Source organism: Actinomycetospora lemnae, from assembly GCF_028737315.1.
Taxonomy (GTDB): Bacteria; Actinomycetota; Actinomycetes; order Mycobacteriales; family Pseudonocardiaceae; genus Actinomycetospora; species Actinomycetospora lemnae.
On sequence record NZ_JAQZAO010000012.1, the window covers coordinates 38,480 to 63,907 of the forward strand.

General features: G+C 76.1%; 29 protein-coding genes and 2 pseudogenes. 10 read left to right on the forward strand and 21 right to left on the reverse strand.

Annotated elements, in window-relative coordinates; translation table 11 throughout:
* Window positions 1–133: 133 nt before the first annotated feature.
* Genes PGB27_RS23595 through PGB27_RS23605 form a run of 3 tightly spaced genes read left to right on the forward strand, consistent with a single transcriptional unit; the run spans window position 134 to window position 2,424 of the window.
* Entirely contained in the window at window positions 134–1,396 is a 1,263-nt protein-coding gene (locus PGB27_RS23595; RefSeq protein WP_274202874.1) for an AI-2E family transporter, read from the forward strand.
* A gap of 28 nt (window positions 1,397–1,424) precedes the next feature.
* Window positions 1,425–1,874, forward strand: coding sequence for a DUF5709 domain-containing protein (locus PGB27_RS23600; protein ID WP_274202875.1), 450 nt, complete (start codon window positions 1,425–1,427; stop codon window positions 1,872–1,874).
* Between the two features lie 37 nt (window positions 1,875–1,911).
* Window positions 1,912–2,424: a potassium channel family protein gene (locus PGB27_RS23605; RefSeq protein WP_274202876.1), complete on the forward strand. Its 513-nt coding sequence runs from the start codon at window positions 1,912–1,914 to the stop codon at window positions 2,422–2,424.
* 25 nt (window positions 2,425–2,449) lie between these two features.
* Here PGB27_RS23605 and PGB27_RS23610 read toward each other — a convergent pair whose 3' ends face one another.
* Both PGB27_RS23610 and PGB27_RS23615 read right to left on the reverse strand, forming a co-directional pair.
* On the reverse strand, window positions 2,450–3,076 hold the full coding sequence (locus tag PGB27_RS23610) for a polysaccharide deacetylase family protein (protein WP_274202877.1): 627 nt from the start codon (window positions 3,074–3,076) through the stop codon (window positions 2,450–2,452).
* 19 nt (window positions 3,077–3,095) lie between these two features.
* The gene (locus PGB27_RS23615) at window positions 3,096–3,338 is read right to left on the reverse strand and encodes a DUF6158 family protein (RefSeq protein WP_274202878.1); all 243 of its coding nucleotides are present in this window, start codon (window positions 3,336–3,338) and stop codon (window positions 3,096–3,098) included.
* A gap of 84 nt (window positions 3,339–3,422) precedes the next feature.
* On the opposite strand from PGB27_RS23615, the gene PGB27_RS23620 reads away from it, so the two are divergent.
* Both PGB27_RS23620 and PGB27_RS23625 read left to right on the forward strand, forming a co-directional pair.
* Window positions 3,423–3,863 carry an SRPBCC family protein gene (locus PGB27_RS23620; protein WP_274202879.1) on the forward strand — a complete coding sequence of 147 codons (441 nt, stop codon included), beginning with the start codon at window positions 3,423–3,425 and terminating at the stop codon, window positions 3,861–3,863.
* A 26-nt stretch (window positions 3,864–3,889) separates the two neighbouring features.
* Window positions 3,890–4,234 (forward strand): MmcQ/YjbR family DNA-binding protein, encoded by a 345-nt coding sequence (locus PGB27_RS23625; RefSeq protein WP_274202880.1) that lies wholly within the window; start codon window positions 3,890–3,892, stop codon window positions 4,232–4,234.
* 5 nt (window positions 4,235–4,239) lie between these two features.
* On the opposite strand, the gene PGB27_RS23630 is transcribed toward PGB27_RS23625, so the two are convergent.
* The 8 genes and pseudogenes from PGB27_RS23630 to PGB27_RS23665 all read right to left on the reverse strand — a co-directional run bounded on the left by PGB27_RS23630 (window position 4,240) and on the right by PGB27_RS23665 (window position 10,334).
* Entirely contained in the window at window positions 4,240–5,034 is a 795-nt protein-coding gene (locus tag PGB27_RS23630; protein WP_274202881.1) for an enoyl-CoA hydratase/isomerase family protein, read from the reverse strand.
* A gap of 15 nt (window positions 5,035–5,049) precedes the next feature.
* Window positions 5,050–5,622, reverse strand: a complete 573-nt coding sequence (locus PGB27_RS23635; protein WP_274202882.1) for a TIGR03086 family metal-binding protein — start codon at window positions 5,620–5,622, stop codon at window positions 5,050–5,052.
* 52 nt (window positions 5,623–5,674) lie between these two features.
* On the reverse strand, window positions 5,675–5,911 hold the full coding sequence (locus PGB27_RS23640) for a methyltransferase (protein WP_274202883.1): 237 nt from the start codon (window positions 5,909–5,911) through the stop codon (window positions 5,675–5,677).
* An 89-nt stretch (window positions 5,912–6,000) separates the two neighbouring features.
* The gene (locus tag PGB27_RS23645) at window positions 6,001–7,035 is read right to left on the reverse strand and encodes a sensor histidine kinase (protein ID WP_274202884.1); all 1,035 of its coding nucleotides are present in this window, start codon (window positions 7,033–7,035) and stop codon (window positions 6,001–6,003) included.
* 182 nt (window positions 7,036–7,217) lie between these two features.
* Window positions 7,218–7,421 (reverse strand): DUF4236 domain-containing protein, encoded by a 204-nt coding sequence (locus PGB27_RS23650; protein WP_274202885.1) that lies wholly within the window; start codon window positions 7,419–7,421, stop codon window positions 7,218–7,220.
* A 90-nt stretch (window positions 7,422–7,511) separates the two neighbouring features.
* On the reverse strand, window positions 7,512–8,711 hold the full coding sequence (locus PGB27_RS23655) for an MFS transporter (protein ID WP_274202886.1): 1,200 nt from the start codon (window positions 8,709–8,711) through the stop codon (window positions 7,512–7,514).
* Window positions 8,712–8,722: 11 nt separating this feature from the next.
* Window positions 8,723–9,957, reverse strand: a pseudogene (locus PGB27_RS23660) (RNA polymerase sigma factor).
* Window positions 9,954–10,334 (reverse strand): YciI family protein, encoded by a 381-nt coding sequence (locus PGB27_RS23665; RefSeq protein WP_274202887.1) that lies wholly within the window; start codon window positions 10,332–10,334, stop codon window positions 9,954–9,956. The pseudogene PGB27_RS23660 and the gene PGB27_RS23665 overlap by 4 nt, the downstream one beginning before the upstream one ends.
* Window positions 10,335–10,452: 118 nt before the next feature.
* On the opposite strand from PGB27_RS23665, the gene PGB27_RS23670 reads away from it, so the two are divergent.
* The gene (locus PGB27_RS23670; protein ID WP_274202888.1) at window positions 10,453–11,421 is read left to right on the forward strand and encodes an MFS transporter; all 969 of its coding nucleotides are present in this window, start codon (window positions 10,453–10,455) and stop codon (window positions 11,419–11,421) included.
* A gap of 105 nt (window positions 11,422–11,526) precedes the next feature.
* On the opposite strand, the gene PGB27_RS23675 is transcribed toward PGB27_RS23670, so the two are convergent.
* From PGB27_RS23675 to PGB27_RS23690, 4 genes are all read right to left on the reverse strand, one after another.
* Window positions 11,527–11,730: a cold-shock protein gene (locus PGB27_RS23675; protein ID WP_274202889.1), complete on the reverse strand. Its 204-nt coding sequence runs from the start codon at window positions 11,728–11,730 to the stop codon at window positions 11,527–11,529.
* A gap of 179 nt (window positions 11,731–11,909) precedes the next feature.
* Entirely contained in the window at window positions 11,910–12,500 is a 591-nt protein-coding gene (locus PGB27_RS23680) for a nitrile hydratase subunit alpha (protein ID WP_274202890.1), read from the reverse strand.
* Window positions 12,497–12,793: an SH3-like domain-containing protein gene (locus tag PGB27_RS23685; protein ID WP_274202891.1), complete on the reverse strand. Its 297-nt coding sequence runs from the start codon at window positions 12,791–12,793 to the stop codon at window positions 12,497–12,499. Before PGB27_RS23685 ends, PGB27_RS23680 begins: the two co-directional genes overlap by 4 nt.
* A complete protein-coding gene (locus PGB27_RS23690) occupies window positions 12,786–13,070 on the reverse strand; it encodes an SH3-like domain-containing protein (protein WP_274202892.1) in 285 nt (94 codons plus the stop codon). The genes PGB27_RS23685 and PGB27_RS23690 overlap by 8 nt, the downstream gene beginning before the upstream one ends.
* 87 nt (window positions 13,071–13,157) lie before the next feature.
* On the opposite strand from PGB27_RS23690, the gene PGB27_RS23695 reads away from it, so the two are divergent.
* Window positions 13,158–14,729, forward strand: coding sequence for a long-chain-fatty-acid--CoA ligase (locus PGB27_RS23695; RefSeq protein ID WP_274202893.1), 1,572 nt, complete (start codon window positions 13,158–13,160; stop codon window positions 14,727–14,729).
* 4 nt (window positions 14,730–14,733) lie between these two features.
* On the opposite strand, the gene PGB27_RS23700 is transcribed toward PGB27_RS23695, so the two are convergent.
* The 6 genes and pseudogenes from PGB27_RS23700 to hutU form a co-directional block, all read right to left on the reverse strand.
* The gene (locus PGB27_RS23700) at window positions 14,734–15,441 is read right to left on the reverse strand and encodes a GAF and ANTAR domain-containing protein (RefSeq protein WP_274202894.1); all 708 of its coding nucleotides are present in this window, start codon (window positions 15,439–15,441) and stop codon (window positions 14,734–14,736) included.
* A 109-nt stretch (window positions 15,442–15,550) separates the two neighbouring features.
* Window positions 15,551–17,052 (reverse strand): annotated as a pseudogene (locus PGB27_RS23705) (aromatic amino acid ammonia-lyase).
* A 26-nt stretch (window positions 17,053–17,078) separates the two neighbouring features.
* Entirely contained in the window at window positions 17,079–18,266 is a 1,188-nt protein-coding gene (gene hutI / locus PGB27_RS23710) for an imidazolonepropionase (RefSeq protein ID WP_274202895.1), read from the reverse strand.
* Window positions 18,263–19,546 (reverse strand): formimidoylglutamate deiminase, encoded by a 1,284-nt coding sequence (locus PGB27_RS23715; protein ID WP_274202977.1) that lies wholly within the window; start codon window positions 19,544–19,546, stop codon window positions 18,263–18,265. The genes hutI and PGB27_RS23715 overlap by 4 nt, the downstream gene beginning before the upstream one ends.
* Window positions 19,543–20,724 carry an allantoate amidohydrolase gene (locus PGB27_RS23720; protein WP_274202896.1) on the reverse strand — a complete coding sequence of 394 codons (1,182 nt, stop codon included), beginning with the start codon at window positions 20,722–20,724 and terminating at the stop codon, window positions 19,543–19,545. The genes PGB27_RS23715 and PGB27_RS23720 overlap by 4 nt, the downstream gene beginning before the upstream one ends.
* Entirely contained in the window at window positions 20,721–22,370 is a 1,650-nt protein-coding gene (hutU, locus tag PGB27_RS23725) for a urocanate hydratase (RefSeq protein ID WP_274202897.1), read from the reverse strand. The genes PGB27_RS23720 and hutU overlap by 4 nt, the downstream gene beginning before the upstream one ends.
* A 79-nt stretch (window positions 22,371–22,449) precedes the next feature.
* On the opposite strand from hutU, the gene PGB27_RS23730 reads away from it, so the two are divergent.
* Window positions 22,450–23,262 (forward strand): IclR family transcriptional regulator, encoded by an 813-nt coding sequence (locus PGB27_RS23730; protein ID WP_274202898.1) that lies wholly within the window; start codon window positions 22,450–22,452, stop codon window positions 23,260–23,262.
* A gap of 96 nt (window positions 23,263–23,358) precedes the next feature.
* Here the strand turns inward: PGB27_RS23730 and PGB27_RS23735 are convergent, their stop codons facing one another.
* Window positions 23,359–24,126, reverse strand: a complete 768-nt coding sequence (locus PGB27_RS23735; RefSeq protein WP_274202899.1) for a class I SAM-dependent methyltransferase — start codon at window positions 24,124–24,126, stop codon at window positions 23,359–23,361.
* Between the two features lie 299 nt (window positions 24,127–24,425).
* Between PGB27_RS23735 and PGB27_RS23740 the strand changes: the two genes are divergently transcribed.
* Window positions 24,426–24,575, forward strand: coding sequence for a hypothetical protein (locus tag PGB27_RS23740; protein WP_274202900.1), 150 nt, complete (start codon window positions 24,426–24,428; stop codon window positions 24,573–24,575).
* Window positions 24,572–25,216 (forward strand): hypothetical protein, encoded by a 645-nt coding sequence (locus tag PGB27_RS23745; protein WP_274202901.1) that lies wholly within the window; start codon window positions 24,572–24,574, stop codon window positions 25,214–25,216. Before PGB27_RS23740 ends, PGB27_RS23745 begins: the two co-directional genes overlap by 4 nt.
* Window positions 25,217–25,428: the final 212 nt, after the last annotated feature.

Consider the following 25,428-nt stretch of genomic DNA (forward strand, 5'->3'; position numbering starts at 1 on the left):
CCTCCGGGGTGGACGGGACGGGCGGACGCCCGGCGGGAGGGCGCGACCACGGACGCTAGGCAGCGGCCGCCGCCCGGTGCTCACCCCGCACGGGTGAGCCTCGACGCGGCCCCCGGTCCTAGCGTCGCCGGGCATGTCGACCATCACCGCGACGACGGGCACCGCGACGACCGGCACCGACTCGCGGGCACCACGCGCCGGGGTCCCCCGTGCCCTGATGCTGCTGCTCGGTGCGGCGGCCATCGTCATCGTCATCGCCGGCCTGCAGGCCGGCGCGTGGCTCGTCGCGCCGATCCTGCTCGCCCTGGTGATCGTGATCGCGGTCAGCCCGATCCAGTCCTGGATGCGGCGCCGGGGCCTGCCCGGGTGGTCGACCGTGCTCACCCTGCTGGTGGTGATCTTCGCTGTCATCGTCGGCCTGGTCTGGGTGCTGCTGGCGTCGGTCGGGCAGCTCATCGCCCTGGTGCCGCAGTACTCCGGCCAGATCCAGCAGACGACCGCCTCGATCTCACGGCTGCTCACCCAGGCCGGGTTCAACCCCGAGCAGGCCCGGGCCGCCGCGTCGTCGGTGGACGTCGGTCAGATCGCGTCCGTGGTCGGCGGCCTGCTCTCCGGGGTGAGCGGCGCGCTGACGAGCCTGGTGTTCATCCTCGCCCTCATCCTCTTCCTCGTCGCCGAGGCCGGGGGCGCCAGCCGGCGCCTGGCGGCCATCGGCGCCGACCGGCCCCACATGGTCGAGGCCATGCAGAGCTTCGCCCAGGGCACGCGGCGCTACCTCGTCGTCACCGCGGTGTTCGGGCTGATCGTCGCGGTCCTCGACTCGATCGCGCTCGCGATCATGGGCATCCCGCTGGTGGTGCTGTGGGGGCTGCTGTCGTTCATCACGAACTTCATCCCGAACATCGGCTTCATCATCGGGGTCATCCCGCCGGCGTTCGTCGCGCTGCTCGTGGGCGGCTGGCAGCTCGCGCTCGCGGTGGTGGTCGTCTACATCATCCTCAACGCCGTCGTGCAGTCGCTCATCCAGCCGCACTTCACCGGCGACGCCGTCGGGCTCTCCACGACCATCACGTTCGTGGCCCTGCTCTTCTGGGCCTGGATCCTCGGCCCGCTCGGGGCCCTGCTGGCGATCCCGGCCACGCTGCTGATCAAGGCGGTGCTGGTCGACTGCGACCCGAGCGCGCGCTGGGTCGAGGCCCTCATCGGCGCCAACAGCCCGCCGAAGCCGGAGAAGCCGGGCGCCGGGACGGCCGCGACGGACGATGCGGCCGCCGAGCGTGACGTGGCCGCCACCGACGGTACTGCCGACGGCGCTCCCGACAGCGCTCCCGACAGCGCTCCCGACGGCGGCCCCGAACGCGGCACGCCCGCGCACCGCGCGGCACCGGTGACCTGAGCCGGGGTCGGGAGGGCACACTGAGCCCGTGACCACCCCCGACGCCACTCCCGACGCCACCACCGGCGACGACCGCGACGCCGGCGACGACCTCGTCTTCGAGCAGCTCGACGAGGCCGAGTCCCTCGACGACCCCGACCTCGCCGACCCCCTCGACGAGGGCATCTCGCCGAACGAGCAGCCCTGGGGCACCGACGCCTGGGGCACCACGCCCCAGGAGGAGCGCGAGGGCCAGCCGCTGGCCGGGCGCCTGCGCCGCGAGGACCCCGACACCACCGACCGCGGCTGGGGCGACGGCATCGGCGACGCCAGCGACACCGACGGCGAGCCGTGGGACGACGAGGTCGGCGAGGGCCGGTCGGGGCGGCTGGTCCTGCGCGAGGACGGCGAGGACTTCTTCGCCGACGACGTCGGCGTCGACGGCGCCGGGGCGAGCGCCGAGGAGGCCGCCGTCCACCTGGTCGACGACGACCGCTGACGCCGCGCCCGCTCCGCGTCCGTCCGTGGTCGCCCCCGTGACGTCCCCCTCGGGACGCGAGGTCGCGCTCGCCGTCATCCGGTCGGTGCTGACCGTGGTGCTGCTCCTGCTCGTCTACGCCGCGCTGCCGCTGCGGACCGCCGACGGCGACGGCGCGTGGCTGCTCTTCCTGGTGGGGCTCCCGGCACTCGTCGCCGTGATCGTCTGGCAGCTGCGCGCGATCGTCGAGGCGCGCCACCCCGCGCTGCGCGCCGTCGAGGCGTTCGCGACGGCGATCCCGCTATACCTCCTGCTGTTCGCGGCGACCTACGTCCTGCTCTCCGCGGCCCACCCCGGCACGTTCACCACGCCGCTGACCCGCATCGACGCGGTCTACTTCACGATGACGGTGTTCGCGACCGTCGGCTTCGGCGACATCGCGGCGGTCAGCCAGACCGGCCGGGTGCTGGTCACCCTGCAGATGGTGGGCAACCTCCTCGTGCTCGGTCTGCTCGTGCGCACGTTCCTCGAGGCGGTCCGGCGCGGTCAGCGCCGGCGCCAGGGGTCCTAGGGGCGTCAGGAGAGCTCGGGCGAGCTCAGGCGAGGTCCGAGAGCGCCACCGCGGACAGCCCCCGCCGCGCGGTGCGCTCGAGCAGCCCGTCGACGGTGCCGGCGACGCCGACGCGCTGCGGGCCCTCGTGCAGGACGACGATCCCGCCGCGGCGCACGACGGGGTCGAGCCACCGCGCGGTGGTGGCCGTCCCGGCGCCGGCGCCGCTGATCGCCACCGCCGTGCCCAGCACGCAGCGCAGGCCCTCCTCCTCGGCGATCGCGAGATGGCGGGGCGTCGGCCACCCGGAGCCGGGCCGGAACCAGCGCACCGGGCCGTGGGCGGCGAGCACCCGCTGCGTCGCGCGCAGGTCCTCCCGGAACTCGGCGGGCGCCAGCCGCCACGTCGGCTCGTCGCGCCAGGTGTGGTTGCCGATCTCGTGGCCCTCGGCGGCGATGCGCGCCACGAGCTCCGGATACGCGCTCGCCCGCTCGCCGAGCAGGAAGAACGTCGCGTGCGCCCCGTGGCGGGCCAGGACGTCGAGCAGCGCGGGCGTCGTCGCCGGGTGCGGGCCGTCGTCGAACGTCAGCACGAACCGCGGGACCCACGTGGGCACGGCGAAGAGCACGCGCCCCCGCAGCACGGGCCCGAGAGCGGTGAGCGGGGTGATCACCGGTCGCAGTCTGCCCCGCTCAGGTGTCGTGGCGCGCGCCCTGCCGGGTGCGGGCGGGGTCGACCTCGCGCTCGGGGAAGCGCCGCAGGTACTCGTCCTCGAGCTCGTGGGTGCGGCGGTCGTGGGCCGCGAGGGCGTCGTCGCTGCCGTGGCGGAACGTGGCGTGCCGCGTCTCGTGGAGGTGTCCCAGCTCCGTGAGCAGGGACTCGTCGTCGAGCTCGCGGGGGTCCCGTCCCGGCGCGCTGCCGTTGTCTGCGGTCATGGGCCCGGGCGTACCCGGCGGGCCCCTCGCGCACCCTCCCGTACCCCCGTGGGAGCTCGCCCCGGATCGGGCACCCCGCTCGCCATGGGACACCCCGAGACCATGATCGACGTCCCCGTCGGCCCCGACACGGTGTGGGCCGTCCTGGAGGACGGCTGGCTCTACCCCCTCTGGGTCGTCGGTGCGACGCACATGCGCGACGTGGACGACGCCTGGCCCGCGGTCGGGTCGCGCCTGCACCACAGCGTCGGTCCGTGGCCACTGCAGCTCGGCGACGACACCGAGGTGCTCGACGTCGACCCCGGCCGCATGCTGACCCTGCGGGCGCGGGCGTGGCCGTTCGGGACCGCGCGGGTGGTCCTCACCCTCGAGGCGACCGAGGTGGGGTGTCGCGTCCGCATGGCGGAGGAGGCCGACCAGGGCCTCGGGTGGCTCGTGCCGAGCATGCTCCAGGCGCCCTTCGTCGAGGCGCGCAACGCCGAGGCCCTGAGCCGCCTGGCCGACATCGCGACCCAGCGGGGCTGACGGGGGCGGCTGCTAGCTTCGCCGCCATGGCCGACGTGCACGACGTCCGCCGGCTCGCGCTCGGCCTGGACGGCGTCGAGGAGCGCGACTGCGACGGCTTCGACTTCCGCGTGGGCGGGCGGGGCTTCGTCTGGTCCTACCCCGACCGCACCGGCGGCCGCCGGGTGCTGCGCACCGACGTCGCTGTGCTGTTCGTCGGCGACGAGGCCGAGCGCCAGGCGCTGCTGCGCGGCGAGCCGGACCTGTTCTTCTCGACGCCGTCGTACGAGGGCCTGCCCCTCGTGCTGCTGCGCCTGGAGGCCGTCGACGTGGCGCGCCTGGGCGAGCTGGTCACCGACGCGTGGCGCATGCGCGTCGAGCAGGGCGCCTGAGCGCGTCACTCGCCGGTGAACGTGGCCTTCCCGTGGCCCTGCTCGACGAACGACGCCATCGCCCCGCGCAGGTCGGCCGTCGCGAACAGCGCGCCCGCCGCCTGCGGGGTCACCTCGTGCGCGGCCTCCAGCCCGCCCTCGGCGAGGTGGCGCAGGATCTCCTTCGTGGCCGCGTGCGCCCGGGTCGGGCCCGTGGCGAGCTGCGTGGCGAACGCCCGCGCGGCGTCGTCGAACCCGTCCTCGGGCATCAGCCGGTCGACGACGCCCCAGCCCTCGAGCTCCTCCGCGCCGAAGCGGCCCGCGGTCATGACGAGCAGGCGCGCCCGCCCCGCGCCGGCGCGCTCGGCGAGGCGCTGGGTGCCGCCCATCGCCGGGGTCAGGCCGACGGTGGCCTCGATGAGCCCGAACGACGCCCGCGGCGTGGCGATGATGAGGTCGCACGCGAGCGCCACCTCGAACGCCCAGGTCAGCGTCAGTCCGTGGGCGGCGAAGACGGTCGGGAACGGCAGGTGGTGGATGCGCCGGCCGATGTCGACGAGCTCGGCGAAGTACGCGGTGCCGCCCCCGACGTCGCCGGCCTGCGCCATCGGGTGGAAGACCTGCTTGACGTCGACGCCGCCGCTGACGACCTTGCCCTCCGCGCGCACCAGCGCCGCGCGGGGCCGGGCGCCCTCCAGCTCGGCGACGGCCGCGCGCAGCGCCTCGTGCAGGTCCTCGTCGTAGAGGTTGAGCGGCGGGTGGTCGATGGTCACCACGGCGAGGCCGGCGTCGTCCACGTCGACGGTCACGGGGGGCGTCATGACGGAGAACCTGCCCTACACCGGCCGTCCGAGCAGCGCGAGGAGCACGTCGCGGGGCTCGTCGCTGCGCGGGGTCACCGGGGCGGCCCACAGCCCGGGGCCGGTGAGCATGACCGGCTCGCCGCGGACGTACGCGAGCGCGCGGTCCACGCCGACCGGGTCGAGCTCCTCGTCGAGGCCGGCGCCGCGCGCGAGGTCCCACTCGTGGACGGTGAGGTCGAGCAGCATCTGCTCGGCGTACTCCTCGACCGGGATCCACCCGAACGACGTGTGCACGCGGGGGGCGTGGGTGTCGGTCGCCGTCCAGGCCGGCCGCGACCGGGCGACGGCGCGCTCCCACGCACCCCGCGGGTCGCCCTGGAGCAGGTCGCCCTCGTAGCGGTCGCCGACCACGTCCATCGTCGTGCCCGCCAGGACGTGCGGTGCCCAGAGGTGCTCGAGGCAGAGGTGCGCGACGAGGTCGCCGACGGTCCACGCGGTGCACGGGCTCGGCGCGGCCCAGGCGTCGGGGCGCACGGCGCGGACCCGGGCGGTGACGCGGTCCACGGCGCCGGGGAGGAGGGGGCGGGCGTCGGCGGTGTCGGTCACGGACGCCGACCCTGCTCCTCGCCGGCCGCGCCGTCGAGAGCACCCCGGACGGTCAGTCGCGCGGGGCCGCGACGAGCACGCCGACGGGTGCCGCGGTGGGGATCGTCCGCTCGAGGCGCAGGCCGGCGCGGTCGAGGAGGGCCGCGTACTCCCGCTCGGTGCGCTCCCGGCCCCCGACCAGGGCGATCATCATGATGTCGAGCAGCTTGCCGACGTGCGGCTCGTCGCCCTCGGGCAGCACCACCTCGAGGACGAGCAGGCGACCGGCCGCGTCCATGGCCGTGCGCACGTTCCTCGCTGAACACGCCGCGCGAGGACGAGCGCGGCGGGGGCCGCGAGAGCGTCACGATTCGACCCGCGGGGTCGCCGGACGCGCGGCTACTGGCGCGCCGGGGTGAGCCCGCTCGTCGGGAGGTGGAGGGTCAGGCGCACCGTCGTCCCGTCGCGGGGGTCGCTGTGGACCTGCACGAGGTCGCAGAGCTGGTGGGCCAGCCGCAGGCCGTAGCCCCGGCCCTCGGCGGGGCCGCAGGGGTGGCGCCCGACGAGCGGGTCGGCGATCCAGCCGCTGTCCTGCACCTCGCAGACCACGGCGGCCGGCTCCACCGCCTCCCAGCCCGGCGCGCCCGCGCCACGGGTCCACAGCGCGAGGAGGCCCGGGCGCCCGGTGTGCACCACGGTGTTCACCGCGACCTCGTAGGCGGCCAGGGCGAGGTCTGCGGCCCGGTCCTCGTCGAGCCCGGCGCGCAGCGCGTGCTCGACGACGGCGGTGCGCACCGTGCGTGGCCCGGTCGGCGCGCTGAACACGAGCGTCTCGCCGAGCTCGGTCGGCTCGGCGAGCGGCCCGGCGACGCCCTGCGCGAGCTCGGTGGGGTCGACGTAGCGCCCGCTCGACGTGGTGTGCCCGTGCTCGACGAGGACGGGGTGCGTGCGCTGCGCGTCGGCGATCGCGGCGGGGGCGAGTGCGGTGGTGTCGTACGGGCAGAGCACGGTCGCCGGGCGGTCGGCGAGCGCGACGTTGATGAGGGCCTCGTGCTGGACCGCGGCGGCGTACTCCTGCGGGCTGCGCCCGGCCCAGATCGGTTCGCCGATGATGCGCACCCGCCCACGGTCGGCGTGCTCGTCGACGAACGCCCGCAGGACCCCGGCGATGATGCGGCCGGGGTTGCGACCGGCGAGCGTCATGTCGTGGAGGGCGACCCGCGCCGCGAGCGGGCCCAGGGCGTCCTCCACGAGGGCGAGACGGCTGGGCGGCGCGGCCATCATGACGGGCTCGTCGCGCTCCAGACCCTCGCGCAGGAAGGGGACCGTCCCGGCGACGTAGGCGTCGTCGTCGGCGTAGAACAGGGCCGGGTGGACGAGCGTGCCGGCCCCGCCGTCGCGGCTCGACGACGCGTGCGCGTGTCCGGCACTCACTGCAGCGACTCCGTGGTGTCGAGGTCCTGGCGCCGCCATCATGCCTGGTCCAGGGCCTGATCACCGCCCTCACCCGCCGGTTCTCACCGACCACGGGCGAGGTGAGCAACAGCGTGGTGCCGATGCCCCGGTGACCTTCCCCCGGTTGCGCCACCACGGCGCGGCGACGGCGCGGGGACGCCTCAGCGGCGGCCCTTGCTCTGCCAGTAGCCCGGGCCGGGGGTGTCGACCGTGTGACGCCGGCTCTTCGCGTTCCACGACCAGCGGCCGGCGCCCAGCCCCCAGCTGACGCCGTCGGGCCCGACGTGCAGGCGCAGCGGCCCGAACCGGAACGTGCGGCGCATGTGGTGGCGCGGATGGACGTGGGGCAGCAGGCGAAATCCCACGGGGACCTCCTTCATGGCTGTCGGTGCGACAACGGCTGCCCGACCCACGGGGTTCCCGAACGGCGCCATCCGGACGAACCGGGTGCGCGGTCAGGTGGTGGCGGGGATCTCGGCACGCGCGGCGGCCCGGTCCGCGGCCGCCGCGCGGTGGCGCAGCAGCATCCGCCGCCCGACGAGCACGCCGAGCCCGGCGACGAGCATCGCCGCCGCGGCGACGACCCAGGCCACCGCGAACGAGAGCCCCGTGGCGAGCAGGCCGAACCCGACCGGCCCCAGGCACCCGCCCGCGTACACCCCGACCTGCACGATCGCGGTCGCCGCGGCCGGCGCGGCCGGGTTGAGGCGCACCACGGCGAACTGCAGCAGCCCGGGCCACGACCAGCCGAGCCCGAAGCCCAGCACCGTGCCGACGACCAGCGCGAGCGAGCCCGGCACCGCGAGCAGCAGGACACCCGCCGCCCCGAGGATCAGGCACCCCGCGACCACCGCGACGTGCCCGCCGCCGCGCCGGTCGGCGAGCCACCCGTGGAGCATGCGCATGGCCACCGCGACGACGCTGCCCAGCGTCAGCACCAGGCCGGCGAGCCCGGGGGCGACGCCGCCGTCGACGGCCGAGGCGACGAGGAAGATGCTCAGGCCCGTGGAGCTCGCCGCGCCGAGGCCGGCCGCGATCCCGATGACGACGAGCGCACCGGTCGCGCGCTCGGCGGTGCGGTCGGCGGAGCGCTCCTCGGGCCCCGACCCGTGCGGCGCCACGGCCAGCGCCGCCAGCGCGATGGCCGCGCCGATCACGTACGCCCAGCGCCAGCCGACCGTCAGCCCGACGGCCGGCACCGCGAGGCCGGCGAGGAGGGTCGCCAGCGGGACGCAGGCCTGCTTGACCCCGAACGACAGCCCGAGCCGCGCCGCCGGCATCGCGCGGGCGAGGGTGAGGTTGGTGCTGAGCTGGCCCATGACGTTGGTCCACGCCCCGAGCAGCACGATGGCGACGACGGCCGTGGAGCTGCGGGCGAGCCAGGCCGTCGCCAGCATCGCGACGGCGGCGCCGACCAGCCCGATCCGGCTGGTCCGCCGCGACCCGAGCCGCTCGACGAGCTTGCCGACCGGCAGTGACACCAGCGCCGACACCCCGAAGTAGGCGGACACCACGAGGCCCAGCGCGGCCGGGTCGAACCCCAGCTCCGCGCCGATCTGCACCGACAGCGCGCCCAGCAGGAACACCGGCAGCACCGTGGCGGTGGTGATCGCGACGGCGCCCGCCCCGGTCCGCAGTGCCGACTGCTCGCTCATCGTGAGCAATGCTAACCGACGTCGGGGGACGAACGGGACGCCCGCTCCTCGAGGTAGCGCTGCTCGGCGCGGTTGAGCGCGGCGCGGGCCGCCCGCCGGTAGTGCTCGCACGCGCCGGCGTGGTCGCCGAGGCGCTCGAGCAGGTGCGCGCGGACGGCATCGGGGCGGTGGCTGCGGCGCAGGCGGGGGTCGTCGGCGACGGTGTCGAGGACGGCGAGCCCGGCCCGCGGCCCCTGCGCCATGCCGACGGCGACCGCGCGGTTCAGCGTCACCACCGGGTTGTCGGTGCGGCGCTCGAGCAGGCCGTAGAGGACGACGATCTGCGCCCAGTCGGTGTCGGCGTCGCCGGCCGCCTCGGCGTGCACGGCCGCGATGGCCGCCTGGAGCTGGTAGGGGCCGAGCGGGCCGGCGGCGAGCGCGGCCGCGAGCAGCGTGGTCGCCTCGGCGATGGCCGCGTGGTCCCAGCGCGCGCGGTCCTGCTCGGCGAGCCCGACCATCCGCCCGTCGGGCCCGACCCGCGCGTCGCGGCGGGCGTCGGTGAGCAGCATGAGAGCGAGCAGACCCGCGACCTCGCCGTCGCCGGGCAGCAGGCGGTGCAGCCGGCGCACGAGCCGGATCGCCTCGGCGGTGAGGTCGACGCGGGTCAGCGACGGCCCCGCGGTGGCCGTGTAGCCCTCGTCGAAGACCAGGTAGAGGACGTGCAGGGCGCTGGCCAGGCGTGCGTCGCGGTACGCGGGCGGGGCGTCGAGGCCGGCGTCGGCGATCGTCGCCTTCGCCCGGCCGATCCGCTGGGCCATCGTCGCCTCGGGGACGAGGAACGCCCGCGCGATCTCGCGGGTCCGCAGACCGCCGACGGCGCGCAGGGTCAGCGCGATCCGGCTGGGCTCCGACAGCGCGGGGTGGGCGCAGAGCAGGAGCAGCGCGAGGGTGTCGTCGGCGGGGTCGCCGTCGACCGTCCGCGGGCCGGCTCCCCGGACCGGTCGCGCGCCGCCAGCGCGTCCTCCCGGCGGCGGCGCGAGGACTCGCTGCGCTGCAGGTCGGTGAGCCGCCGTCCGGCCACCGTGACGAGCCAGGCGACCGGTTCGTCGGGGACCCCGTCGCGCGGCCAGCCGGTGGCCGCGGCGAGCAGCGCCTCCTGGACGGCGTCCTCGCACAGCGCGAACTGCCCGTGGCGGCGGACCAGCGCGCCGAGGACCTGCGGCGCCGCGGCGCGCAGCAGCTCCTCGACGGCGCGGTCGGCGCTCACGGGGTGTCCGGCTCCCCCAGCCCGTAGCCCGCCGTGAAGATCACCGGGCGGACCTCGACGGGGAGCCGGTCGGTGCCGGGGATCATCGCCGCGAGCTCGTACGCGCGCTCGGGACCGTCGCAGTCCACGACGTAGAAGCCGCCCATGTACTCCTTGGCCTCGAGGAACGGGCCGTCGGTCACCGTCACCGCGCCGGGCCGGCCGCGCACCACCGCGCTCTGCGACGGGTCGGCGAGCGCGTGGGTCCCGACCATCTCCCCCGACGCGGTGATGGTGTCCATGAACCCCTGCTGGCCGGAGGCGATCTCGTTCCGCTCGTCCTCGGACAGCGACTCCCAGACCTCGGGGTTCATCTGGATGATCAGCAGGTACTTCACGGGTCCTCCTCGGTCGCCGGCCCCGCGTACCGGGGCCGTCCGGCAGCACGTCGGAGCCGGCCGCTCGCCCCTCGACATCCTCGTCGTGTGACGACGGTCACGGCACGACGACGTCGAGGTGACCGGGTCGGCTCCGACCGCGGGTCATGACCTCCCCGCGGACCGTCCGACACGCGACCCGGCCCTCGCCCTGGTGGGGCGGCTCGACCCCGCGAGCGTCGCGCTCTCGCTGCTCGCCGTGCTGCCGGTGGTGTGGGGCGTCAAGGTCGCGGCCACCGGGACGGCGCCGCTGGTGGCCGCCGGAGCCGCGCTCGTCGGCGGCATCACGGTGGGCGTGGTGTTCGTCCGCCGGCAGCTCCGCCTCGAGCGCCCGCTGCTCGACCTCGGCCTGTTCCGGCGGCGGCGGGTGACGGTCGTGCTCGGCGCGCTGGTCGGCGCCGGCGTGGCGATGGCGGGCACCGGCCTGCTCGTCACCCAGTACCTGCAGGTCGTGGTCGGTCTCTCCCCCGTCGCCGCGGCGATCTGGTTCGCGCCCATGGGGCTCGGCGTGGCCGCGGGGACGCTGCTGACGCCGGTGCTGGTCCGCCGGGTGCGCCCGCACGTCGCGGTGGCCGGCGGGCTCGCGCTCGCGGCCCTCGGCGCGCTGCTCCTCGTGCTCGTGCCGGTCGAGGGCGGCGCACCCGTCGCGGTCCTGGCGGTCACCGTGCTCGCGCTCGGGACCGGCCCGCTCTTCGCGCGGGGCATCGGGAGCATCGTCGGCGCCGTGCCCGCGACCCGGGCCGGCGCGGCCGCCTCGCTGGCCGAGACGGGCAACTACCTCGGGGGCGCGCTCGGCCTCGCCCTGCTGGGCACCCTGGCCGCCGCGGCGTACCGGGGGGCGATGGGGACGACCGACGGCGCGGCGCGCGAGACGGTCAGCGGCGCCGCCGCGGAGGCCGCGACCCTGCCCGCCGGAGAGGCCGGCGAGCTCCTGCGCGCGGCGCACGAGGCCTTCACCGGCAGCCTGCACCTCGTCGGCGTCGTCGCCGCGGCGCTCTTCGTCGTCCTGGCCGTGGCGACGAGCCAGGTCCGGCCGGACACGCCGTGACGACGGGGGCTGTGGCCCCGCGGGTATGAGGCGCGGGACCACAGCCGGTAGGCCGAGCGCGCCCCTGACGGCGCGCTCGGCCAGGTCACCCGGTCGAGGGGGTGATCAGAGCGCGCGGACCGAGTCGGCCTGCGGGCCCTTCTGGCCCTGGCTCCACTCGAAGCTGACCCGCTGGTTCTCCTCGAGGGACTTGAAGCCACCACCCTCGATGGCCGAGTAGTGGACGAAGACGTCCTTCGCCCCGTCATCGGGGGCGATGAAGCCGAACCCCTTCTCGGAGTTGAACCACTTGACCGTGCCTTCGGACATGCATCCTCTTTCGTTCGTGGCCGGACGACGGGATGTCGCCGGCAGGTGATTGCCCGACGGCACGCACCGAAGAGAGATCGTCTGTGCGAGCGGAGTCGAAATCGACCAATCCACGGAGCTCGAGCACAGAGGACAAGAAGAAGGCAACTGCACTCACCGTAGCACCCGACCGCGAGTGCTCAGACCGCCGCCGTCCCGATCAGCCCCTTGCGCGTGACGAGCCCGGCGAGCTCGGCCTCGGTGAGGTCGTCGGTGCCCTCGGGGCGGCGCGGCAGCACGAGGTAGCGCGACTCCGCGCTGGCGTCCCACACCGTGATCCGCGTCGACGCCGGCAGCTCGAGCCCCAGCTCGCCCAGCACCCCGCGCGGGTCACGGACCACCCGCGAGCGGTACGCCTCGCTCTTGTACCAGCTCGGCGAGGGCCCGAGGAGCGCGATCGGGTAGCAGGAGCACAGCGTGCAGACGACGACGTGGTGCTCGTCGGCGTCGTTCGCGACCACGATCAGCTCCTGCTCCTGGAGCGCGCCGCCCATCGAGAACCCGAGCTCGCCGATCGCCGCGCTCGCGTCGGCGAGCAGCCGGGCGCGGAAGTCCGGGTCGATCCAGGCCCGCGCGACGATCGCCGCGCCGTGCGCCGGGGAGCCGCCGGCGGCGAAGGCGTCGAGACGCTCGTCGATCTCGCCCGGTGCGAGCCAGCCCCGCTCCTCCAGCACGGCCTCCAGGTGCCGCACCTGCGCCGCGAGCGGCGCGTCGTCGTGGGTGGTGCTCACCGGCTGCTCCTCTCCTCGTCCGGTTCGAGGTAGTCCTCCCAGAGCTCGACGACCACCGCGTGGTCGCCCTCGCCGAACAGGTCGCGGGCGGCGAAGCGCACGTGGTGGACCGCCCGCGGCGCCGAGGGGAGGCCGCGGGCGCGCTCGTCGGCGAGCGGGTGGTGCCCGGCGGTCGAGACGATCACTCCGCGCGCCCCGCGGGCGTAGCGGGGCAGGCGGGTGTGGCCGGGCGGGTCGGTGATGCGGGTGCGCACGGGATCCCCCGGGGCGAAGCGGTCGGGGTGGTCAGGCACCGGCGAGCTCCGCCGGGGTCACGACGCCCTTCTCCGCGAGCAGCGTGGTGATCGCCCGCAGCCACTTCTCGTAGTACGACGCGGCGAGGTACTGGTCGGGCGGGATGCGCTCGATCGCGTCACGGAACTCGTCGAGGTTGTAGACGCCCCGGCGGATCATCGCCGCGTTGAGCGCGACGACGTGCGCCTCCCAGTCGGCGTGGAACGCGGGCTCGTCCGGCTCCTCGACGATCGGCGGGAACCCGACCATCCCGCCCACGTCGTTGATGCGGCTCACGGGACAGTCCTACCGCGCCGGCGCCGTCCTTGACACCGCCTCCCGCCGGGACCTACCTCTGGACCGACCACGGGGCGAGGAGCGCGCATGGCGACGGAGCCGATCACCGGCCGAGGCATGACCCTCAGCGACATCCTGGCCCGCTGGGCCCGGGTCACGCCCGACGCGGAGGTCCTCGTCGACGCCGGCACGGGGGTGCGGCGGACCTACGCCCAGTCGGACGACCGGATCACGCGCCTGGCGAACACGCTGGTCGCCGAGGGCGTCGAGCCGGGCGACCGGGTCGCGGTCCTGGGGCTCAACAGCGCCGACCTGCTCGAGTCCTACATCGCCGTCCTGCGCGCCGGGGCGATCTGCGTGCCGGTGAACTTCCGGCTCGTCGCCGCCGAGGTCGCCTACGCGCTGCGCGACTCGGGCGCCGTCGTCGCGATCGCCGACGTCGTCACCGCCGGGGCCCTGCGCGACGCCCGCGCCGACGCCCCCGACGTCCGCCGGACGATCACCATCGGCGACGACCTCGAGGACGTCCTCGCCGCCGCCGACCCCACCTACCGCGAGCTCGCCGTCCCGGACGAGGCCACCGCGTTCATCATGTACACCTCGGGGACCACCGGCGCCCCGAAGGGCGCGATGCTCACCCACCGCAACCTGTACCTGCACGCCTTCTCGACCACCATGCACCTCGGCGGGCCCGGCGGCCCCGGCGTCTGGCTCTCGGGCACGCCGCTGTTCCACATCGCGGGCGTCGCGGGCTTCCTGCCGACGCTCTTCGCGGGCGGCACCACGGTCATCCCGCCGTCGACCGGCTTCGACCCCGACGCCGTGCTCGATGTCCTCGAGCGCGAGCGGGTCACGGCGTGCTTCTTCGTCCCGGCGCAGTGGGCGGCGCTCTGCGAGCGGGTGGCCGCGCAGGACCGCGACCTCTCGGCGCTGCGCAAGGCGGCGTGGGGCGCGGCGCCGGCGTCGACCGCCCTGCTCCGCACGATGATCGCGACCTTCCCGGACGCCGACATCGTCACCTCGTTCGGCCAGACCGAGTGCAGCCCGGTCACCACGACGCTGCGCGGCGAGGACGCCGTCCGGAAGATCGGCTCGGTGGGCACCCCGATGATCAACGTGGAGTGCCGGGTGGTGGACGACGAGATGCGCGACGTCGCGCCGGGCGAGGTCGGGGAGATCGTCTACCGCGGCCCGCTGGTGATGTCGGGCTACTGGGACAAGCCCGAGCAGACCGCCGAGGCGTTCCGCGGCGGCTGGTTCCACTCGGGCGACCTGGTCCGCCAGGACACCGACGGCTACTACTACGTGGTCGACCGCAAGAAGGACATGATCATCTCGGGCGGCGAGAACATCTACTGCGCCGAGGTCGAGAACGTCCTCGCCGGCCACCCGCAGGTCGCCGACGTCGCCCTCATCGGGGTCGCCGACGACAAGTGGGGCGAGACACCGCTCGCGGTGATCGTGCCGACGAAGCCCGACGACCCGCCCGCCCCCGGGTCGATCGACGAGCACTGCCGCGCCCAGCTCGCGCGCTACAAGCGCCCCCGGCGCATCGCGGTGGTCGACGCCCTGCCGCGCAACGCCACCGGCAAGGTCCAGAAAGCGGTGCTGCGCGAGCGGGCGCAGGCGGGCGCGCTGACCTCGGAGACCGTCTCCTGAGACGTCAGTCGGGCTTCCCGCCCGCCTCGCCGACCAGCCAGCGGGCGACGTCCACGAGCTTGATGTTCGTGTCCTGCGAGCTGCGCACCAGGCGCTGGAACGCCTCGTCGTCGCTCAGGCCGAAGCGCTCCATGAGGATGCCCTTGGCGGTGCCGATGACGTCGCGCGAGCTCACGGCCCTGTCGAGCTGGGCGGCCCGCTGGGCGCCGCGCAGGGCGAGGCCCGCCTGGTTCGCGAACAGCGCGCCGAGGACGCGGTCGTCCTCGCCGAAGGCGTGGGTACGGCGGCTGAAGAGGTTCAGCGACGCCGCCCGCTTGTTCTCGCTGTAGAGCTGGAACGACAGCGAGCTGTGGACCCCGTGGTCGAGGGCGCGACGCACGAAGTGCGGCCAGCGGTCCTCGTGCTCGGCGAAGTCCTGGACGAGCACGATCTCCTCGTCGTAGATCGACTCCACGCACGGGCCCTCGCCGGTGTCGGCCTGCACCTGGTCGAGCTCGTTGACCACCTCGTCGGTGGTCGCCGGCGAGACGATCTTCCCCCGGCCCTCGAGCAGCAGCACCCCGGCCATGTCGGTGGCGGGCGAGGTGTCCACGGCCGCGGCGAGGATCAGGGCGAGGGTGTCCTCGACGCTCGTCGCGGCGCCCATCTGTCGCCCCGAGGTCAGGAGATCACGCAGACGTGCGTCGTCCTCGGCGAACACCGTCGGGGTCACCCGCCTCTCGTCGGCCTGGGGCGCAGGCCTCGACGGAGGCCTCCACCGGGCCTCCACGGACCGGCCGACCCTAACGTCCGGCCGGACCCCGCGCCGACAGCGGCCCGGCTCAGACCTGCGCCCAGGTCGGATCCCGCAGGAGCTCGACCGCGACGTCGACGTCGTCGGTCAGCGGGCGGTCCTCCGTGCGCGGGTCGAGGACCTCCTCGGCGCGGGCCAGCGCCTCCTCCACCGGGACGGGCCCGCCGGTCGCCGCGCTCGCCGTCGGCAGCCCCGCGCGGCGCCGCAGGCGCAGGGCCCGTACCGCCGCCACGAGCTCGCACGCCAGCACCCGGGTGTAGGCCGTCGCCACCTCGGCGGTGGCCCGGGCGGCCTGGGTCGAGAAGCTCGCGTGGTCCTCCAGCCCGCGGGACACGACCGCGCTCCCCAGGGTCACCGGCAGCGCGGCCTGGCGGAGCGCCGCGAGGGCGTCGTGGCTCATGTACTCGAGGATCATCACCCCGGAACTGCCGGGCGGACCGTCGGCGAGGAACGCCCGCAGGCCGGTCTGCTCGGGCTCGACGAGGTCGCCGAGGCGGGCCGCGGAGAGCTCGGCGACACCGTGCACGCAGGCCCGCACGTGGTCGAGCGCGCCCGCCACGTAGGCGGTGTGGAAGTGCGCGTGGTGGTAGGCGTCGTCCTCGGCGACGGCGATCATGGGGTTCTCCGCCCCGGCGTTGACCTCGACGTCGAGCACCCCGTGCAGCGTCGTCAGCGCGTCGATGGCCGGCCCGTTGACCTGCGGGAACGCGCGCAGCCCGAACGGGTCCTGGATGCGCCGGCCGCGCGGCGGGGTGCGCTCCATGCCGAGCAGGTGGCGCATCCGCTGCGCGCAGCGCACCTGGCCGGGGTGCGGGCGGGCGCGGTGCACGGGGTCGGCGTACGCCTCGGGGCTGCCGTCGAGCGCGAGGTAGGACAGCGCCGCCACGGCGTGGCTCGACGCGACCACGACGTCGAGCGTGCCCGCCGCGAGCGCCGCCTCGGCGAGGGTGACCGCGTTGCTCGAGACGAACGCCAGCGCGTCGCCGGCGTCGACGGGGACCGGGCCGTGCCGCGGCGGGGCCGTCTCCCACGCGCCCTCCCCCGCGAGCGCCAGCGCGATCTGCGCCAGCGGCGCGAGGTCGCCGGTCCCGATCGCGCCGAGACGGTGCACGACGGGCCGCGCGTCGGCCGCGACCGCGTCGCCCAGCGCGCGCACGAGCGCCGGCGACACCCCGGAGCGCCCCGCGAGGAGCTGGTTGAGCCGGACCAGCAGCGCCGCCCGCACGAGCTCGGCGTCGAGCCCTCCCCCGCGCCGCCCGAGTGGCTGCGCAGCAGGCGCAGGCCGTGACCGGTGGGGTCGTCGGCGACGGCGGTCTCGTCGCGGTTCGCCCCGACACCGGTGGTGCGCCCGTACACGGCGCGGCGGGTGCTGAGGTCCGCCCCCAGCCGGGCGGCGCGCTCCACGCGGGCGAGCGCGCCGCGGTCGAGGTGCAGGTCGACCGGACCCGGGGTCCGCGCGGTCGCCGCGACGGCGCGGGCGGTGAGCGACGCGCCGCCGAGCCGGAGCGGCGGGCGACCCGCCGGCGGCAGGTCCGGCCGGACCGGGCTGTCGGTGCTCACGGACGGACCTCCTCCGGTACCGGGCACGGGGTGACGGGCACGCGCCGCCCGGCCCGCCACACCGCCGCGGTCAGCGGCACGCCGGGGCGCTGGGCCAGGTGGACGACGGTCGGCGCGTCGAGCACGTGCAGGTCGGCGCGGGCGCCCACCCGCAGGTGGCCGACGTCGTCGCGGCGCAGGGCCCGGGCGCCGCCGAGTGTCGCCGCGCGGACGGCCTCGGGCACCGACAGCCCGCACTGCAGCACGGCGAGGGCCACGCAGAGCGCCATGGACGTGGTGTAGCAGCTCCCGGGGTTGGCGTTGCTGGCCAGCGCGACCGTGGCGCCGGCGTCGACGAGGCGGCGGGCCGGTGGCGGGGGCTGGCCGGTCGAGAGGTCGCAGGCGGGCAGCAGGGTCGCCACGGTGTCCGACCCGGCGAGGGCCTCGACGTCGTCGTCGGCCAGGTGCGTGGCGTGGTCGACCGACGCGGCCCCGGCGGCCACGGCGACCGCCACCCCGGGTCCCGGGCCGAGCTGGTTGCCGTGCACGCGCCCGCCGAGCCCCCGCGCGGCACCCGCGGCGAGGACCCGGGCGGCGGCGTCGCCGTCGAACGCGCCCTCCTCGCAGAACACGTCGATCCACCGGACGTGCCCGGCGACGGCGTCGAGCATCGGGCCGCAGACGACGTCGAGGTAGTCGGCGGTCGTCGTGCCGGCGGGGGCGAGGTGGGCGCCGAGGAACGTGACCTCGTCGACGCCCGCGGCCGCGATCCGGGCCGCACGGGCCTCGTCGGCGACCGTGAGCCCGTACCCGGTCTTCGTCTCCAGGCAGGTGGTGCCCTGCCGGGCGGCCTCCGCCACGTGGCGGCGCAGCCGGTCGGCGAGGTCGGCGTCGGGCGCGGCCCGGGTCGCGTCGACCGTCGTCCGAATCCCCGCCGCGGCGTAGGGCTGCCCCGCGACCCGCCGCGCGAACTCCTCGCCCCGGTCCCCGGCGAAGACGAGGTGGGTGTGGCTGTCCACCCAGCCGGGCAGCACCGCGCGGCCGTCGACGTCGACGGCGGTGTCGGCGACCGGGGCGTCCCGTGCCCGTCCCGTCCAGGCGATCCGCTCGCCCTCGACGACGACGGCGAAGGGACCGGGTCCCGCGGGCCCGTCGGGGTCGTGGGTGGTGAGCTCGCCGATGCCCGTGACCAGCAGGGACGTCACGGCGCGTGCACCGCCCGGATCGCGGCGGCCAGGTCCGCGGCGGGTCGCTCGACGAGCTGGTGGACCCCGTCACGGACGATCACGCGGCCCCCGACGCGGACCTCCCGGACGTCGGCGGCGGTGGCCGCGAGGAGCACCCCGTCCGGGTGCGCGCCCGCGGTGCGCACGGAGGCGGTGTCGACGGTGACGAGGTCGGCCGGGGCGCCGACGGCGAGGGCGCCCCCGTCCGTGCCGGCGCGCAGGAGGGCGTCGGGGGCGAAGCGCTCCCGGACGCCGTGCGCCAGGCGCTCGTGCATCTCCAGGGCGCGCATCTCCTCGCAGGGGTCGATCACCGCGTGGCTGTCGCTGCCCAGGCACAGCGGCACGCCGGCGGCCGCGAGCGCGCCCGCGGGGCCGATCCCGTCGCCCAGGTCGCGCTCGGTGGTCGGGCAGAGGCACGCCCGGGTCCCGGTGCGGGCGAGGCGGGCGACGTCGTCGCCGGTCAGGTGGGTGGCGTGGACGGCGGTGGTGGTCGGGGCGAGCACCCCTGCATCGTCGAGCAGGGCCGTGGGGGTCAGGCCGTGGGCGGCGAGGCACGCGGCGTTCTCGGCGGGCTGCTCGGAGAGGTGGACGTGCAGGGCCCGCTCCCCCGTCCACGCGGCGACGGTCGGCAGGGCCTCCCGCGGCACCGCGCGCACCGAGTGGATCGCCCCGCCGACGCGCACGCGGTCCCCGTCGTCGAGCTTCGCGACGAGCGACGCCCGCTCCGCCCAGGCCTCGACGTCGGCGTCGGCGAAGCGGCGCTGCACGCCCTCCGGTGCGCGGTCGAACCCGGCGGCGAGGTAGCAGGTGTCGAGCAGGGTGATCCGCAGCCCGGCGGCCTGGGCGGCCTCGACGAGGGCGCGGTCCATGGCGACGGGGTCGGCGTACGGGTGGCCGCCCGGCGCGTGGTGCAGGTAGTGGAACTCGGTCAGTGCGGTGTGGCCGGCGAGCGCCATCTCGACGTAGACGGCGGTGGCGAGGCGGCGGTAGGTGTCGGGGTCGAGCGCGGCGGCGACGCGGTACATGCCCTCGCGCCAGCTCCAGAACGAGTCGGCCGCCCGCGCGGGCCGGCCGCGCAGGGCGCGGTGGAAGGCGTGCGAGTGCCGGTTGACCAGGCCGGGGAGGGTGAGACCGGGCAGGACGGTGCCCCGGCGTGGCGCACCGGGTGCGACGCCGACGATCCGGTCGCCGTCCAGCTCCAGGGCGACGGCGTCGACCGGCCCGCCGGGCAGCCACGCCTGCTCGCACCACAGGGTCAGCGACACAGCACCTCCAGGACGTCGGCGAGGGCCCGCACGCCGGCCTCGACGTCGGCGTCGTCCGCGTGCTCGTCGGGCGCGTGGCTGACACCGGTGGGGTTGCGGACGTGGAGCATCCCGGCGGGGACGTGCGCGGCGAGGACCCCGGCGTCGTGGCCGGCGGCCGTGGCGAGGCGTCCCGCACCGGTGACCGCGGCCAGGGTGTCGGCGAGCGCGGCGTCGAGCGTGACCGCGTCCGACACCGACTCGGCGCGGACCTCGACCGTGCACCCCTCGTCGGCCGCGGCGGCGTACGCGGCGGCGGCGACGTCGTCCACGAGCGTCTGCGGGAGGGGCCCCCGGGCGTCGAGCCAGAGGTCCACCCGGGACGCGACGACGTTGGTGCCGCCGGGCACCGCGTGCAGGCGCCCGACCGTCGCGCGGGCCTCGTCGCCGTGGTGCGCCATCGCGGCGCGGGCGGCGAGCACCGTGGCGGCGGCCGGCAGCATCGGGTCGCGGCGGTCGTCGAGGCGGGTGGTGCCGGCGTGGTCGGCGCGCCCGAGGAACGACAGCCGCCACCGGCCGTGGGCGACGATCGTCGACCCGACGGCCAGCGCCTCCCCGCGCGGGGCGAGCGCGCGGCCCTGCTCGACGTGCAGCTCGACGAAGCGGCCGATCAGCGCCAGGCGCTCCGGCTCGGCGCCGAGCCGTGCGGGGTCCCGGCCCCACTGCGTCAGGGCCTCGGCGAGGCTGACGCCGTCGGGATCGCGCAGGTCGCGGGCGCGGTCGGGGTCGAGGGCGCCGGTGAGCAGTCGTGACCCGAGGCAGGGCACGCCGAAGCGCCCGCCCTCCTCCTCGGCGAACACGACGACCGCCAGCGGACGCGCCGGGACGACCCCGCGGGCGCGGAGCTCGTCCACCGCGCGCAGCGCCGAGACGACCCCGAGCGGCCCGTCGTGGGCGCCGCCGCCCGGGACGGAGTCGAGGTGGCTGCCGGTGACGACGGCACCCGGCCCCGGCGTGCCCCACCACGCCCACAGGTTGAGGTTCACGTCGGTCTCGACCGCGAGGCCCCGCCGCTCCGCCTGCTCGGTGAACCACGCCCGCAGCGTCCACTCGGCGTCGTCGCCGAGGTGGCGGGACCAGCCGCCGCGGCGCGCGTCGCGGCCGATGTCGGCGATGTCGTCCAGGAGCCTCATGCCTGCTCCCGCGGTGTCTCCCGGAGGGGGATCCGCACGCCGCGCTCGTCGGCGACCTCGAGGGCGCGCGCGTAGCCGGCGTCGGCGTGCCGGACGACGCCGGTGCCGGGGTCGTTGGTGAGCACCCGGGTGATCTTGTCCCGGGCGAGCGCCGACCCGTCGGCGACGCACACCTGCCCGGCGTGGATCGAGCGCCCGATGCCGACCCCGCCCCCGTGGTGCAGCGACACCCAACTGGCCCCCGACGCGGTGTTGAGCAGGGCGTTGAGCAGCGGCCAGTCGGCGATCGCGTCGGACCCGTCGGCCATCGCCTCGGTCTCCCGGTGTGGGGAGGCGACGCTGCCTGCGTCGAGGTGGTCGCGGCCGATGACGACCGGCGCGGCGAGCTCCCCCGAGGCCACCATGTCGTTGAACCGCTCCCCCGCCCGGTGCCGCTCGCCGTAGCCGAGCCAGCAGATGCGCGCCGGCAGCCCCTGGTGGCGCACCTTCTCCCCCGCCAGCCGCATCCAGCGCGCGAGGGGTTCGTCGTCGCCGAAGAGGTCGAGCACCGCGCGGTCGGTGGCCGCGATGTCGGTGGGGTCGCCGGACAGCGCCGCCCACCGGAACGGCCCGCGGCCCTCGCAGAACAGCGGGCGGATGTAGGCGGGCACGAAGCCGGGGATGTCGAAGGCGCGCTCGACGCCGGCGAGGCGGGCCTCGGCGCGGATCGAGTTGCCGTAGTCGAAGACCTCGGCACCGTCGTCGAAGAAGCCGAGCATCGCCTCGACGTGCGTGCCCATCGACGCGCGGGCGCGGTCGGTGAACTCCTCGGGTTCGGCGCGCGCGTACTCGGCCCAGTCGGCGAGGTCGACGCCGATCGGCAGGTAGGACAGGGGGTCGTGCGCCGAGGTCTGGTCGGTGACGACGTCCACCGGCGCCCCGGCCCGGCGGATCGCGGGGAGCAGCTCGGCGGCGTTGCCGACGACGCCGACGGAGATCGGCTCCCGCGCGGCGCGCGCCGCCTCCACCCGGCGCAGGGCGGCGTCGAGGTCGTCGGCGACCTCGTCGAGGTAGCCGGTGGCCACGCGGCGGTGCGCGCGGGCCGGGTCCGCCTCGACGACGAGCGCGGTGCCGCCGTTCATCGTCACGGCGAGGGGTTGCGCGCCGCCCATGCCGCCGAGCCCGGCGGTCAGCGTGAGGGTGCCGGCGAGCGAGCCGCCCCGCGGGCGGGCGACGGCGGCGAAGGTCTCGTAGGTGCCCTGCAGGATCCCCTGGCTGCCGATGTAGATCCACGAGCCGGCGGTCATCTGCCCGTACATCGTCAGACCGAGGTGCTCGAGGCGGCGGAACTCCGGCCAGGTGGCCCAGTCGCCGACGAGGTTGCTGTTGGCGAGCAGCACCCGCGGCGCCCACTCGTGGGTGGTGAAGACGCCGACCGGGCGCCCGGACTGGACGAGCAGCGTCTCGTCGGGGGCGAGGTCGACCAGGCAGCGGCGGATCGCCGCGAGGCTCGCGTGGTCGCGGGCGGCCTTCCCGGTGCCGCCGTAGACCACGAGGTCCTCGGGCCGCTCGGCGACCTCGGGGTCGAGGTTGTTGTCGAGCATCCGCAGCGCGCCCTCGGCGGCCCACGTGCGTGCCGACCTGGTCCGTCCCCGCGCTGCTGGCATGGGTCCAGTGCAGCGCCCGGACGGGCCGGCCGACAGGGGCGCTGGCGTCCTGCTGTCTCGGATACGAGACTCTGGCCCCGTGGCCGGTGTCCCGGGGTTGCGCCGGGGGCTCGCGATCCTGCGCCTGCTCGCGGCGGGCGAGCCCCTGACGGCGGCGACGCTGTCCGCGCGCCTCGGCCTGCCCCGCTCGACGACCTACCACCTGCTCACCGAGCTCGAGGCCGCCGGCGTCGTCGCGCACCTCCCGGACACCGCGCGCTGGGCCGTCGGCATCGGCGCGTTCGAGATCGGGACGGCGTACCTGCGCCACCACCCGCTCGACGAGGTGGCGGGCCCGTCCCTGCGCCGGCTCGCGCACCGCGTCGACCACGACGTGCACCTCGGGGTGCTCGACGGGCGCGAGCTGCTCTACCTGCTGCGCGAGCGCCCGCCGCGCCCGCAGACGCTCGTCACCGCCGTCGGCGTCCGCCTCCCCGCGCACCTCACGGCGTCGGGGCGCGCCGTCCTCGCCGGGCTCGCCCCCGCCCAGCGCCGGGCCCTGCTCGCCGGCGCCGGACCGCTGCCGCGGCGCACCGACCGCGGCCCGACCTCCGTGCGCGCGCTCTCGGCGGTGCTCGCGGTCGAGGCGCGGCGCGGCTGGTCGGTGAAGGACGGCGAGGTCAGTCGCGGCTACGCCTCGGTCGCGCGGGCGATCCACGGCGCCGACGGGGTGGCGGTCGCGGCGATCAGCGTGACGTTCCCGCACCACTGCGACCCGGCGTGCGGGGCCGACTTCGGCGACCTCGCGGCGGTGGTCGGGCGCACCGCCGTCGAGGTCACCCGCCGGCTGGGCGGTCGGTCAGGGGCGGGCGTCGGGCCGCCCGCACCACCTGGGGGCGGTGGCTCCCGCTGATCGCCGTGGACTCGCGTCGGCGGGGTTCCCCGTGGGTGGGTGTGGTGGGCGTGGACCGCGACGTCGGCGACGTCGGCGACGATGGTGCACAACCGATCAGCCGGGAGCGACCCAGCCCTTGACGAAGGCGAAGTGCTCGTCGAACCGCAGGACCGGCTCGTCGCGGTAGGCGTGGCGGAACTGGGCGATGCCCGCCCGGAGCTCGTCCTCCGAGAACTCGCCCAGCACCGAGAGGTAGCGCGCCTCGAGCAGCCGGACGTAGCGCTGCCGGTCGATCGTGGTGTGGAAGGTCCGGTAGCTGACGCTGGTGCGCAGGCCCGCCGCCGCGAGGGTCTCGACGATCTCCGACGTCTCGGGCTGGAGCTGCGCGAACCGCTCGTGGGCCTCGCGGAACAGCGGATGGTCGATCGTCCGCGGGAGCATCACGACGAGGATCCGGCCGTGCCGTGACAGCAGTCCGACGAGCCCCTCGAGGGTCTTCCGCCGGTCGCCGACGTGGTGGATCGACTCCTTCATGATGATCGCGTCGAGCGTGTCGGCGCCGGGCAGCGGCACCTGCCCGGACGCGAGGTCCTCGGCGCGGGCGACCAGCGGCTGCAGGCCGGGCAGCTTCGGGAGGCGGTCGAGCATCGCCGGTACGGGGTCGACGCAGAGGATCGGCCGGGTCGGTCGGACGGCCTCGGCGACATGGCGGGTGTAGAGGCCGGTGCCGCAGCCGACATCGGCGATCGCGTCCGAGGACGTCAGCCGCAGCGCGTCCGTGATGGCCCCGGCGAAGCGCCGCACGTAGTCCGGGTCGTAGGACCAGTGCTCGTCGTAGTCGGCGGCGACGCTCTCGTAGTGCTCGGCGGTCCGGTCGGTCATGGCGGCCTCCCCGCGTGCGCTGTGACGGCGGTCTCGGCCGTCGCGTCAGGGTGGCATGCGTGAGCCGGACGGAGCAGGGGTGGTGGAGATCGGATCTGTCGGCGCGGAGGGAGCGGGTGCCGGCTCGGGATGGGGGACGGAGATCGCCGCCGCGGCCGGCGGGGAGCGGTGACGGCCGTGGGGTGACCGCTCCTGGTGGCGCCCGTCGGGAGGGCCGGGCGGGTGGTGTCACCACCGTCTCGTCCCACCGGCGCCGCCTCGTCTGGTGCCGGGACGCCGGACGTGCCAGCGTTCCCGTCATGGACATCGGCCCCGTCCGTCGCCGCCTCACCGCCGAACCGATCAGCTCCCCGGTGCCGGGCGAGTCGTCGACCGAAGGGGCCGACGACGCCGTCGCCGCGCCGGTGCCTGCCGCCCCCGACGACACCGCCCCGCAGCCCGCGCGGTGACGACCCCGGTCGACCCCGATCGCCGCCCCGGACCCGCCGAGGTCCTGGGCGTCCCGGACCTGCCCGCACCGATCCTCGGATGGCGGACCTGGCGCGTGGGCCGCCGGGCGCAGCGCCGCGCCGACCTCATCGCGCCGCTGGCCGGCGTCGTGTGGCCGGCGCGCCGACCGATGATCGCCCACTGCGGGTCGGCGGGGCACTCACCGCCCGGCGACCGCTGCCGCTGCGGCCTCTACGCCGTCTCCGACCCGGGCACGCTCGAGTGGGGCCCGTCCGACGTCGAGGTGCTGGGTGTCGTGGCGCTGTGGGGACAGGTCGTCGAGGGGACGCGCGGCTGGCGGGCGTCGCACGGCTACCCGCGGATGATCGTCGCCGGGCCGGGCGTGACCACCGAGCAGCGGGCCGCGCTGGCCCGGCGCTACGGGGTGCCGGTGCACGGCGCGGGTCTGCCCGCGAAGGCCCTCGCCACGCAGCTGTCGGGCGACCGCGAGGCCGCGGACCGCCTGCTCCACCGCCCGGTCGACGAGACCGAGGCCGTGCTCACCGAGCGGATGCCCGAGTGGACGCGGCGCTGGCAGGCCCGCCAGGCCTGCACCGCGCCGCGTCCCGGGACCTTCGGCCGGCTCTGGCGACGGCGCTGAGGGTCGGGGCTGACGCCCTACGGCTGCAGGGTCCGCAGCATCGCCCAGAGCTCGGGTACACGGTGACCAGGACGATCGGGTGCTGACCAGCAGCTCCCGGGCACGCCGGCGTCGATCATGCCGAGCAGGGCTCGCACGGGTCGGCGAGGGCGGTGGAGGTCCCGCTCCACATCGTGACCCGTTCGTGACCTGGAGCAGGTCCTCATCGGCCC